The following is a 12,643-nucleotide window of genomic DNA, read 5'->3' as shown; positions in this document are numbered from 1 at the left end:
TCGGACAAATCCTCTTAACTTATTATCGTGTCTATTTTCTGCTTATCTCAATCAGGCGATTTCCATACCCAAAATTAAAATGCTGCCTTGTAAATGGCAATCACATCATCTTTTGTTGGGCATTTGGGATTTCCACCGGTACAGATATCAGCCAGAGCCAGGTCAGACAATTCACTGAAATCTTCTTCTTTAACGCCGATTTCTGCCAGTCCAGAGGGAATGCCAACATCTTTAGACAATTGTTTGATGGCTTCAATGGCCAGTTCGTTAATTGCTTCTTTGCTTTTGTGCGCTGTATCAACGCCCATTGCTTCTGCCACCGCTTTTAAACGATCACCCACCGCATCAGCATTGAAGGCTGCAACATGAGGAAGCAAAATGGCATTGCAGACGCCGTGAGGCAGATCATAAAAACCACCCAGCTGGTGAGCCATGGAATGAACGATTCCCAAGCCGCCGTTCGAGAAGCCCATACCGGTGACAAATTGTCCATAAGCCATATCATCCCGGGCCGCCACATTTTCTCCGTTGGCAACCGCTTCTCTTAAACTACCAGCGATCGCTTTGATCGCTTCTAAGTTGAATAAATCAGTAAACCGGGAAGCTCCGGCGGTGGTATAGCCTTCAACGGCATGGGTCAAGGCATCCATCCCGGTGGCTGCTGTTAATGATTTTGGCATTTTTACCATTAAATTGGGGTCATTAACCGCCACTGTGGCCAGGCAGTTTGGATCGACAATAACCATTTTCAGTTTACGATCTTCATCAGTGATAACATAATTAATCGTTGCTTCACTGGCGGTTCCCGCCGTTGTATTGATCGCTACGATTGGTAATGATTTATTGGCGGTTTTGCCAACACCTTCATAATCCCGCAGATCCCCGGGATTAGTAGCTAAAATGGCAATTCCCTTGGCCGTATCCTGGGGTGATCCGCCACCGATGCTGATTACAAAATCGCATTCGTTATCTTGCAAGGCCTGAAGACCGGCGTTGACATTGGTAACTGTCGGGTTTGGTTTAACATCAGAAAACATGGCATATGCCACTTCAGCATTATCTAACACATTGAGTACTTCCTGGACAATTCCAGCATCGATGAGCACCTGATCGGTTACAACTAATGCTTTTTTGACATTCATCCGTTTGATTTCCGGGGCAATGAGTTCGATTGCACCGGGTTCCATAATTACGACTGGTGGAAAATAATAGGTTCTTGCCATTTTGGGTACCTCCAAATTTTTTCGACTGTAAACAGTTACATTTCTTTTATCATTTTATCAAATTTTTGATGTGATTCAATTGACATAGCTCTCTAACTGTCACATAAGTGACAGTTAATAAAATGTGTCACTTTTTTCTGCCAACAAAAAAACAATCGTTATCTGATAACAGAGCTGCTGTTATCAGATAACGATTGGTATAAAAATATTAATCTACAAAAACAACAAGTAATGTCTGAGCTTTTCCGGAATTGCCTCAATCAGTAATTTAGCAAATTCAGCTGGCTCCATGACCATCCCCTCGGTCACCCATTTAAAGGTCATATCCATGGATCCCTGACAATACATGTCCAGTAGGAATTGATCATCTTTTTCCAGGGGCTTTCCGGTTTTTTGGACAATCCGATTCGTATAATAATCCGTTATCAGCTTTAAATCGTAATCAAAAATCGAATTGCAGTCACTGGATTTAAATGCCGCTGTAAAAAAATCTTTCTCCGCCCGGACAAAGGCAAATTTACGGGTTAGGCCTTCTTCCAGCGTAAGACTGACCCCCATCTGCTTAATTGATTGTTGCGCCAATTTATCAAAATACCAATTAACCAAATCATATTTATCCTGAAAATAACGATAAAACGTCTGTCTTGTTAATTCACATTGATCAACAATTTCTTTAACGGTTATTTTATCTAAAGGCTTTGTAACCATTAGCGTTTTAATCCCCTGAGCCAACCGTTCTTTTGTTCGATCATTTGCATCCATTGATAACCCTCTTAACTAAATATTTAAATTTTTTACAAATTTATCACCAGTTTCTCTTATTAATCTTATCGACCTCGGTAATCGATGTCAATGAAATATTTTATCAACTCACATAAAATAATCTCGGTTACGCTCTTTTAGATGGGCCACATAAAAAGAACTCCTTTTATTGATCATTTCGTGATGAATCGATCAGTAATCGGAGTTCATTTTTAACAACCAATAAACGCAACTAAAACCAATGGTTTTCGTCTACTGTACTGCTTTTTTGTGAATAGTGTGTGTATTTATGCTTTGATTTCTTTTTTGCTGATTAGATAAGCCATACCCATCAGTGCTAATAATCCCATAGTAGCCATTAATGCATCTTGACCCATGTCTTGAGTACCAGTTTTTGGGTTAGAAGATGATTTCTGGTAACAGAGATATGGTTCCAGATACAAACAGGATGCGGTCAGATCGACATCACCATAGCAAGGACTGATCCAAACACCTTCGCCGCCATAGATAGCTAACGGATTAACACCACCAGAGGTACAAAGATCCAGAATACCATCTCGGATTACAACCCAGCTAGCTGCATATAATGCAGTTGCTACACCAGTTTCGGTGGTTGATTTAACAGTTGTGTATCCGCCTTTAACGATGGCATCATCGCCAGCGCCAATACCCATGCTCTGGCCACTAACTGAATCAGTAATGACATCGACATCGCCGCCGTTGATTACCAGGTCATTGTCTGCCCAGAGACCATAGGCTCCGCCGGTTCCAGTATGGACTGCCGTTGCATCAAGCCATCCGTCATTGATGATTAAATCACCATTGTCAACAAGTATACCATAGGCATTATGGGTATTGTCACTTGTTAAAGCGGTTAATTCATAATCACCATCATTAAGCACGAGATCGCCGTCCATGACATGAATTGCTGAATATTCGCCGACTGCCGTCAGTTCGCCAGGTCCGCCCATGGTCAGGTTTCCGACAACTTCAACTGCGCAGCCATCCGGATTCACAACAAGGTTTTCACCTTTGAGGATCATGGCAAAATTGCTACCCATATCAGCTGCAACAACCTGTTTGCCAACAAAACCGTTTAAGGTTAAAGCATTGGTTATCGCATCATAAGAGTAGTCAGCACCAACGGTGTTCAGGAGTACATCAATAAAAGTTGTTGCATCTCTCCATAAACCGAGTGCGGGAACTGCTTTTACCTCAATGGTTCCTTCATCTGCTGCAGTTTCGATTACTGGTGCTTCTGCAACGGCTACAACCGGTGCATCAGCAGCTGGGGTTTCAGCAGCTGGCGTTTCCACTGCCGGCGCTGCTGCCACTGGTTCAACCGCCGCTGGCGTTTCCACTGCAGGCGTTTCTGCTGCTGGCGTTTCTACTGCGGTATTTAGCACCTCATCAACTGGTGCTCCCTCAACTTCCAGAACCACGAGTGTTGGTTCTTCAACAACTTCTTCTGCGGCAAATGTTGATACCGGTATTAACATTAACACCATCATCACAACCAGCAACAAAGCCATCAATTTCGACATTTTTTTCACTTCACTATTCCTCCTTTCAATGGAATTGTTTTCTGTGTACATCACACCCCAACTGGTGTGAAATTACACAGTTATCACTACGATATTGTTTTTACCCTCTTTTATCATAAATAACAAAAATATTTAAAAAAAATAAATTATTTGAAATCTTTTTTTGTTAGCCGTTGGCATTCAAGTCCAGCATTTCACCAAAGTCTTTTTTTTGACTTAGTTTTGTTAATTCAAGCTGCTGGCAAACGGCATGGCGGTCGCTCCCGGGGCCGCCGAACCACTTGGCACGACGATGATCTGAATGCCTTCCAACCGCAGTGCCATCCCTTCGGTACCGGCACTGGCACCGTTTTTAGCCCAGTCCAACCAGCCATAATTCTGGGCATGGACACGATAATAAACATCATATTTACCCACATCGACACCATCGAGCTCAATCCGGATTCCTTCCAGACGCAGACTAAGACCGGTTGTTCCACTAAGGTCACCGTTGCTGACCATTGGTTGCCAACCGATATTCTGAACATGGGTCTGATACTGAATGGCCACATTGACTTCGCTGTTATCCACCAGAATTTTGATTCCTTCCAGGCGCAGGCCCTGGCCAACCGTCCCACTGATTTCACCATTTTTTTTGGCACTCTGCCAGCCGACATTCTGAACATGCGTGGAATAGTACACATCCACATAGGAAGCAGGCAGGCTGATAAAGGGTCGCATATTTGCATACGCATACGATTCTGCGGTCGATCCGGCATAACCGTAGATGGTAAGATGGGGAATGGTTCCGAACACCTGTCCATCAAAAGTTAGGGTACTGTTAAAAATAGTAATTTTAGTCAGGGCATTGCAATTGGCAAAGGCCGCATAACCAATGGTCGTAACGGAACTGGGGATAATGATGCTGTTCAGCGCCTGGGCACCCCAGAACGAACCATTTCCGATGGTTGTTAAACCGTTTCCTAAAAAGACCGAATCCAGATTGGGACAATTGTAAAACGAACGCATCCCCAAACTTGTCACACTGTTAGGCAGGTTCACACCCGTTAAGCTGGTGTTTCCGTTAAATACATCGTTGCCTATTTCCAGCACACTTTTGCCATCAAGTGTAGCTGGGATATCGACATTACCACCGCTTCCCGTATAGGCAACAATCCTGATTCCCCCGACGATCGTATCATACCAGTAATCCCCGGCATGAATGCTGTTAAGCGAAATTTCTGACCGTTGTGTTCCTTCATTTAAGCTCTGGTTTTCATCACTGGCTTCCAAATCAAGGTTTTTGATTAATTCAGTATCGTGATTCTGTTCTTTAGCCATAATACCGATTGGAAACACACAGATACCAGCAATGATCAGCCCACAAAAAACTTGTTTTACTAACCCGTTCATTTTTGGCCTCCTTTTTTAAAAATACGCATTCGTGCTTGCGAAACTAAAAACACCGCTTACGGTACTTTCGCAATTGTCTAAATTAATTCTTTACCATGTTCTTCAATGAACTAATCTGATCGCGATCTGTTCATCGTCTTCTGTAAAACCTTTGCTTATATGATCATCTTACCCTGAACTCATGGATTTAAACGATGGGTGTCGTTTTACTGATGCCATAAAAAAAGATCCGCTACCAGGTAACGCATCTTTTTTTGGTATAATATCATTATCCAAGCTTTCTTAATACAATTCAGGTCTCCGATCTTTAAAAACGGTCATGCTCTTTCTGGTTTGATCCAGTTCAGCCACGTCCACATCGGCGATAATCAATTTTTCTTCCGGATCAGCTCCAGCATCTGCCAGTAGCTTGCCCAGAGGATCAATGATCATCGAGTTGCCAGCGTTTTGTTGATCCTTTACTGCCGCACCACAGCCATTAACGGCGACCACAAAAAACTGGTTTTCGATGGCCCGGGCCTGATTCAGAACCCGCCAATGACGAACCCGGGGTAAGGGCCATTCAGCCGGGACAAAAAGCACCTTTGTACCAGCCAGCGCCTGTTTTCTGACCCATTCGGGGAAACGGATCTCATAACAGATGATGATCCCGCAGGGAATGCCGTCAAGGTCAAAGGTAACCAACTGCTGGCCCGCCCCGAAACGCTTGTCTTCACCGGCATAACTAAACAGGTGGGCCTTGTCATAATCGGCAATAATTACTCCCTGCCGATTCACCACGTAGCCGGTATTATAAAAATAACTGCCTTTTTTCGTGGCCACCGAACCTCCGACAATGTTTATCTGCAGTTCCTCGGCCAATTGGCTCAGAAACGCTTTCGCCCGTTGCCCATCCGCCAACTGCTCATCCAGATCATCGGTAATAAACCCGCCACTCCACATTTCCGGCAACACCGCTACATCTGCCCCAGCGGCTGCAGCCTGACGAATTAAGCCCTCGGCATTACGATAATTAAGGTCGATCTGTTTTAGGATCACCTGCATTTGAATTGCACATATTTTCATTTGATATCCTTTCAATTACATCAAGGGTGCCATAATTCTTAAAACTGCCTGCCCCACTTTTGTTAAAAATGCGGTTTGCTCCCAATCCGAATAATGCACTTCCCGACTCGCATTGATACAATCCATCAAGTCCGCCTTGATTTCCTGCACTGTTGGCGAGCTGCAAACCCAGGTACCGCATTCGTAATTCCAGGTCAGGCTGCGATAGTCCATATTGATGGAGCCAACGATAGCAACCTGATCGTCGGTGACCAGTACCTTGCCATGAATAAAGCCCGGGGTGTATTCATAAATCCGCACCCCTTCAGCCAGCAGATCGCCGTAAAATGCCCGGGTGGTGGCATAAACCAGTTTTTTATCGGGAATACCCGGGGTAATGATGCGCACATCCACTCCGCTACGGGCTGCCAGCAAAATACAGTTCGTCAGATCCGTATCCAGAATCAGATAAGGGGTCGTCAAATAAAGATACTCTTTAGCGTTGGCAAAAATTGTCATATAGGTGTTGGCCGCCGGATTTCGGGGGTTCATCGGCCCATCACAAAACGGCATCACCAATTCATTGCCTGTTTCCGGGGCGGCTGTCCCCTTAAAAGCGTCCAGTTGCGAAATCGCCCCGGTCGAGTAGTCCCACATATTAATAAACATGGTGGTGAGGCTAAAAACCGCCGCCCCTTCGAGCCGAATGGCCATATCCTTCCAATGGCCGAAACGCACCTTTTGATTGATGTATTCATCACCGATATTAATGCCACCGGTGATGGCCACCCGGCCATCAACTATGGTCATCTTGCGGTGATCCCGAAAGCTGATAAACTTAAACAGTGATGGCGAAAAAGGGTTATACGGAATACTCTTTATCCCGTGTGCCGCACAGCTTTGATAAAAATCTTTGGGCAGGGTCGACAGACTTCCCATCTCGTCCACCAACATCCGGATTTCTACCCCGGCCGCCGCTCTTTCATAGAGGGCGGCCATCAGTTCATCGTACATTTTACCACCGGTAACAATAAAATATTCCAGAAAAATAAATTTTTCAGCCGTTTTAATGGCTGCCAGGTTCGCCCGATGCATGTCCTCGCCCAGCTTCAAATAGGTCGTTCGGGTATTTTGCCAAACCGGCAGATCACTCAGCCGATGAACCAGCTCCACCTGTTTTCTGATGCTCTTGTCATCAATCGATTCCAACACAGCCTGGTTCTGTTCCAATCTTAAAAAGGTACGCTGATTCACTTCATCCCAGCGTTTTTTTGATTTTTTGGGAACCCGCTGCCGTCCCCAGATAAAATAAATAACAATCCCGACGGCTGGAAATGCCAACACAAAAATGATCCATGAAATTTTATAGGCGGCCGTCTTTTTGCGATAGACAATATTAAGCACCACAAAAACAGCCACCCCTTCAATGATCCAATAGGCAACCACTGCATCTTCAGAAAACTGCAGGATAACCAATCCGATGATTCCTAATTGCAAAGCAATTAAAACCACATTGACGATCAACCTGAACCTGTTTTGATAATGGTTCGACGAACTTCTCATTGCAACCTCTCTCCCACTCATTTCATAAAAAATCGGATCTCCCCGATTTCGCTGACTACTTTTTTTGTATTTTTATACTTTTTTAATTATATGCTATGTTTAAGTCAGACACAACCAGCTAACGGCGTTTTTAGCGGATTAACAAAACCTATTGACTAAGCAGCTTTTATCGGTAAGCTCTGCCTTACTTGTCTCACTTACATATTTTGAATTTATTTAATAATCGCAGTCACCATCAATCGATTTTTTTTAACCGAGAAGCTTTTACTTGCTGACCAGTTCACATATTTTTTAGGTATTGCATCATTTTATTATGATATCAGGACAACTATCGTTTATGAAAACGATATTATGGTAAATTTATTTATTATTACAAATGTGTTGACAAAACCGTATTTGAATATTAAACTTGTTTATAATTCAACCATTAAGGAGGACAAGCATGACAGCTCATTTAACTCAGAAGGAAAATTTTTTACGGGTAGCCCGGGGCGAAATGCCGGAATATGTGCCGGTTTCATCTTATTTCGGTCCTAATGCACCGCTTCTTACCATGGCCGACCCCTGTATTTTAGGCAGTTTTCGGGGGCCTGGGGGCGGTGTCGACCCTTGGGGCGTCACCTTTGTAACCGGTGAAGAAATTAATTTTGCCGCCCTGCCAAAACCCAATGACTTTATTTTGACCGATGTGACTAAATGGCGGGATGTGATCAAAGCTCCGGACTATACCGGCTTTGACTGGGAAGCAGCAGCACGGGATGACCGTAAAAAATACGTTCAGGATCCTGACCAAACAGCCTTTGTTCTCAGTGGATTTGCTGACTTATTTCAGCAGTTCATCGGGTTTATGGGCTTTACTGAGGGGCTTTGCGCCATCTATGAAGAACAGGAAGAAGTTGAAGAGCTGCTTGACTACATGCTGGAACACTCCCTCTATATCACCAAAAATCTGCTTCACTTTTATAAACCGGAAGGCTATTACCTGCTCGATGATACCGCTTCAAAACTCAACCCCTTTATTTCGCCCAAATTATTTGAAGAGATCTTTGTACCCCGTTATAAAAAATGTCTGGATCTGGTCAGAAACGAAAATATTCCAATTTTTTACCATAATTGCGGTCGCTGCGAAGATTTGATCCCCTCAATGGTGGACATCGGGGTCAACGTTTGGGATCCGGCTCAGGTTGAAAATGATCTGGTGGGAGTAAAACAAAAATATGGCGCCAAGCTGGCAATCAACGGCGGTTTTGAATTTAGAATGCCCAGCACCTGGCCAGTGGTCGATGAAGAAGAAGTCCGGGAAGCGGTTCGGAACACCTTTGATCGACTTGCACCCAACGGCGGTTTTATCTTCAATGGGATGCTGACCTCGCTGGATTATTTTGACCCCAAGGTTCAGGAAGTCAACGGCTGGATCGTCGATGAAGCAAATCGTCTGAGCAAAACAGTTTACAATTAATATGAACATTATTATCTTAGGGGGATTTCTGGGTTCCGGAAAAACCAGCGTTTTATTGCAGCTGGCTGGCCATCTGATCGGGAATCAGCCTTCCAATACGACCCGGGTGGTCATTCTTGAAAATGAAATCGGTGAGGTCAGTGTTGATGACAGCTTACTCAAAAAAAACGGCTACCAGGTAACCAATCTATTTTCCGGCTGCGTCTGCTGTACCATGTCCGGAGAACTGATTCTGAATCTGCATCGGATCAGAACCGATTTCAATCCCGAGCTGATAATCATGGAAACGACTGGCGTGGCCTTTCCCGATAACATCCGCCAGACCATCAACCAGTCGCTGCCAGAACTTACGGTTCAGGTCACCTGTATCACCGATGCCAAACGCTGGTTGCGGCTGCTGCAGCCTATGGAGATGCTCCTGGAAGGGCAACTGGAAGCTGCTGATGTGATTCTGATCAATAAGATCGATCTGGTCGACGACCAGACCTTGTCCGAAGTGGAGACTTCCATCCGATCCTTTAACGACCACGCCAAATGCTTCAGAATCAGCGCCGCCCAGCCGATTGACCCGGTCATTTGGGGAACCATCTTGAATACCGAACAGGAGGCACCAATCAATGAATAGCCAACAACCTCACCATCGTCATGACGAAAATTGTGGTTGTCATGGTGACCATCACCATGCTGCGCCCGCCCATCAACCTGAGCGCCATCAACACAACCCTCAAGCGATTACGGTAAAAACCCATGATGCCAGCCTGGTTGGCTCATATCGCTTAACGATTGAGTTGAGCTTTGAAGAAGCAGTAACCACCCTGGATGCGGCGCTTAAAAAAATCGCCGCCCAAATTACTGAACTGGGGGGGATCATCGGCCATATCAAGGCCAATCTGACTGCCGAAGGTCAAAGCTGTATGATTTCCCTCACCGAAGAAAAATCCGATTGGCATTACAACGACAGCCGTCGCTGTCAGGTAGAAGGAGTGGCGATTGTCTTCGGTATCTTACCTGAGCAGTTGACTGCGATTCTCAACACCGTTCTGGGCCCTTACCGCTTGGCCTAATGCCGTATCTAAACGAACTTGAAAAATACCTGTTACCGCATTATTATATGCTGCGTAACAGGTATTTTTGTTATTTTAGTAATTCCCGGATCACCCTGGGAATATCGGTGTTATTGATATAGGCACCCCGAACCGGGTCGGAACCCACAGCATATTTTCTAAACAAATCGGAACCCGGCCCTTTGGCAAAAATAGGCACCAGCTGATTCGTATGGCTTTGGCTGTTCCAGACCATCGTCGGCATGACCCCTTTTCCATTATTGACCACCTCATTATAAATACCACTACTGCCTGTTAAATAGCCGGTTTCGTGATCACTGGTGACAATCACCAGGGTTTCTGACCAACTGCTGTTACCTTCCACCCAGTCACACACCGCGGCAACGGCCTGGTTAAACGCAGTTTCTTCTTCAATCATTCGACCACTCTGATTCTTACTGGCGGCCCAATCAACAGCGCCGCCTTCAATCATCAGGAAAAATCCCTCCTCGTTATTGTCCAGTACATTAAGGGAAGCCCGGGCCATTGTCGCCAGCGAGGGCACCTGATTATTCAACGCAACCGCAAAAGGCTGGGCATTAACATCGCCAGTCCGGCCATACTGCAGGGTCGTATAAACCGGCGGTACGCCGATCACCCGATCCGGTGCGGCTCCGCTCTGGAGGGCTTCAAAATCGGCCTTGGTCTGGATCAGCTGCCATGAGTCAGGATCGCCATCACCATCAGCATCATTGCCCAAGGCTCCCGCCTCCAGAGCCTCCCAGGTTTCCTGACCTCCAACAAATTGATAATGCTCGGCTTCAATGCTGCTACGTTTAACGCTGTCATCATTATATAAAGGATTTCCAGCGCCCATGATCACATCAATCCTACTGTCTCTGATCATTTCATTGGCAATCCCACTGTAATTACTGCGATCCGTGTCATGCGCCACAAAAGCTGCCGGGGTGGCATGACTGAGTTCCACTGAGGTGACCACTCCGGTGGATTTTCCGTTTGCTTCAAAATCTTCAGTCAGATTACGTAAATTATTCTGATTGGGATCGACTCCGACCGCGCCATTATAGGTTTTAGTACCGGTGGCCATGGCGGTGGCAGAAGCGGCGGAATCCGTCGGCCTGTTTTTCAACTCATCAAAACTGCTCCAAATCGTGGCTGGATCATAGGTATAACGGGCATCATCTGCAGATTCGATTTTTCCGGTCGAGTAGGTGCTCATAAAATACTGGGTTGGAAAGTTCTCATATACCTGGATTCCGCCCTGACCACCGGTGAAATAGTCGGTAGCTAGAATATGGTTGGCACCGCATCCATCTGAAATCAGCACGATTACGTTTTTAAAAGCAGTTGTGTCGTCCGGCGGGGCTGCTCCTTTGGGGGTGATCACCATCCGGATCGCTTCCATCCGATAGGAAAGCCCTTCGGTTCCTGCTAACTCACCGTTTTTAACCCATTGTTGCCAGCCCTGATTCTGAACATGCGCCTGATAATACACGTCAAATTTCTCCGCTTCAGAACCAGTGAGTTTGATGCGGACTGCTTCCATCCGTAATGACCGGCCTGTCGTCCCAGCCTCGGCACCGTCATCAACCCAGTTCTGCCAGCCGATATTCTGAACATGGGTTTGGTAGGTAATTCCTAAATTAGGGTGATCGTTGATTTTTAATCTGATCCCTTCCAGGCGCAGTGAGCGGCCGGTCGTTCCGCTGACACCAGCATCCGACTGCCATTCCTGCCAGCCGACATTCTGGATATGGGTTTGGTAACTGCTCTGGAAAGTCACAGCCTGCGGCTTTGTTTCCACTGCGTTGACACAAGCCGACAAGGAAATCATTAGCATCAATCCGAGCAGCATCATCCACGTTCCAGTTCTTATCTTTTTCATGGTTTCATCTTCTTTCATCGTAAAGAGATTATCCCCAACATCAGCGATGGCTTTTTTTGCTTTTAACTGCTAAAACCTCAGTTCAGGTTTTTGTAGAAAAAGATGGCCAACTGAGTCCGATCCCGGAGATTCAGTTTTTCCAAAATCACGCTAATGCGGTTTCGCACGGTTCCTTCACTTAAATACAGGCTCTCGGCAATTTCCCGGTTACTAAGCCCCTGGGCCACCCGGTCGAGCAGTTCCCGTTCCTTCTCACTCAGATCAAAACAATCTACCGACCGGGGTTCTTGCTGATTAATCAGTCCTGGAATCTTGGTCACAATATCCTGCCCAAAGACACTTTGACCAATCTGTACTGCTCTCAAGGCAGGCACAATGCTTTCAAAATCCTGTTTGATGATATACCCTTTTGCTCCCAGTTTAAGCGCTTTGATAATATATTCATCATCTAAAAAAGTAGTTAAAAATAAAATTCGGGCCGTTTGATCAATGGCCAGGATGGCCGCAGCGGCTTCCAGCCCGGTCATCACCTCCATCCGGATATCCATCAGCAGCACATCCGGTTTAAGCTTACGGTATAAGGCAATCGCTTCTTCGCCATTGTGCCCGATTCCAATCACTTCAATATCCCCCTGAGCTTCAATAATGGTTTTTAGTGATGCACAGACCAGCCGGTCATCATCGACAACAAGTATTTTCATGGTTCC

The 12,643-nt window shown here is 45.6% G+C and carries 11 protein-coding genes; 3 read left to right on the top strand and 8 right to left on the bottom strand.

What is annotated here, in order from left to right:
• Nucleotides 1-74: 74 nt before the first annotated feature.
• From B3F51_RS07315 to cls, 6 genes are all read right to left on the bottom strand, one after another.
• Nucleotides 75-1,223: an iron-containing alcohol dehydrogenase gene (locus tag B3F51_RS07315; RefSeq protein WP_286946356.1), complete on the bottom strand. Its 1,149-nt coding sequence runs from the start codon at nt 1,221-1,223 to the stop codon at nt 75-77.
• A 213-nt stretch (nt 1,224-1,436) separates the two neighbouring features.
• Nucleotides 1,437-1,985, bottom strand: a complete 549-nt coding sequence (locus B3F51_RS07310; RefSeq protein ID WP_070370265.1) for a TetR/AcrR family transcriptional regulator C-terminal domain-containing protein — start codon at nt 1,983-1,985, stop codon at nt 1,437-1,439.
• 287 nt (nt 1,986-2,272) lie between these two features.
• A complete protein-coding gene (locus tag B3F51_RS07305; protein ID WP_228878249.1) occupies nt 2,273-3,538 on the bottom strand; it encodes a carbohydrate-binding domain-containing protein in 1,266 nt (421 codons plus the stop codon).
• Between the two features lie 216 nt (nt 3,539-3,754).
• On the bottom strand, nt 3,755-4,921 hold the full coding sequence (locus B3F51_RS07300; protein WP_286946354.1) for a leucine-rich repeat protein: 1,167 nt from the start codon (nt 4,919-4,921) through the stop codon (nt 3,755-3,757).
• 282 nt (nt 4,922-5,203) lie between these two features.
• Nucleotides 5,204-5,986 carry a carbon-nitrogen family hydrolase gene (locus B3F51_RS07295; RefSeq protein WP_286946353.1) on the bottom strand — a complete coding sequence of 261 codons (783 nt, stop codon included), beginning with the start codon at nt 5,984-5,986 and terminating at the stop codon, nt 5,204-5,206.
• A 15-nt stretch (nt 5,987-6,001) separates the two neighbouring features.
• The gene (gene cls / locus B3F51_RS07290; RefSeq protein ID WP_286946352.1) at nt 6,002-7,528 is read right to left on the bottom strand and encodes a cardiolipin synthase; all 1,527 of its coding nucleotides are present in this window, start codon (nt 7,526-7,528) and stop codon (nt 6,002-6,004) included.
• A 442-nt stretch (nt 7,529-7,970) separates the two neighbouring features.
• Here cls and B3F51_RS07285 point away from each other — a divergent pair, with 442 nt between their 5' ends.
• The 3 genes from B3F51_RS07285 to B3F51_RS07275 are packed head-to-tail and all read left to right on the top strand — an operon-like array spanning nt 7,971 to nt 10,051.
• Complete coding sequence (locus B3F51_RS07285) at nt 7,971-8,987, top strand: uroporphyrinogen decarboxylase family protein (RefSeq protein ID WP_286946350.1); 1,017 nt, start codon at nt 7,971-7,973, stop codon at nt 8,985-8,987.
• A gap of 1 nt (nt 8,988) precedes the next feature.
• Nucleotides 8,989-9,612 carry a GTP-binding protein gene (locus B3F51_RS07280; protein WP_070370271.1) on the top strand — a complete coding sequence of 208 codons (624 nt, stop codon included), beginning with the start codon at nt 8,989-8,991 and terminating at the stop codon, nt 9,610-9,612.
• Nucleotides 9,605-10,051: a hypothetical protein gene (locus B3F51_RS07275; RefSeq protein WP_286946348.1), complete on the top strand. Its 447-nt coding sequence runs from the start codon at nt 9,605-9,607 to the stop codon at nt 10,049-10,051. Before B3F51_RS07280 ends, B3F51_RS07275 begins: the two co-directional genes overlap by 8 nt.
• 70 nt (nt 10,052-10,121) lie before the next feature.
• Here the strand turns inward: B3F51_RS07275 and B3F51_RS07270 are convergent, their stop codons facing one another.
• Together B3F51_RS07270 and B3F51_RS07265 are read right to left on the bottom strand one after the other, a co-directional pair.
• Nucleotides 10,122-11,936: an alkaline phosphatase gene (locus tag B3F51_RS07270; RefSeq protein WP_286946346.1), complete on the bottom strand. Its 1,815-nt coding sequence runs from the start codon at nt 11,934-11,936 to the stop codon at nt 10,122-10,124.
• A gap of 77 nt (nt 11,937-12,013) precedes the next feature.
• On the bottom strand, nt 12,014-12,637 hold the full coding sequence (locus B3F51_RS07265; RefSeq protein ID WP_286946344.1) for a response regulator transcription factor: 624 nt from the start codon (nt 12,635-12,637) through the stop codon (nt 12,014-12,016).
• Between the last annotated feature and the right edge of the window lie 6 nt (nt 12,638-12,643).

The sequence above is a fragment of the Acetobacterium sp. UBA5834 genome (genome assembly GCF_002435675.1).
In the GTDB taxonomy this organism is placed as follows: Bacteria; Bacillota; Clostridia; order Eubacteriales; family Eubacteriaceae; genus Acetobacterium; species Acetobacterium wieringae.
Note: the sequence above shows the minus strand (reverse complement) of the source record. Positions and strands in the feature narration are given on the sequence as shown.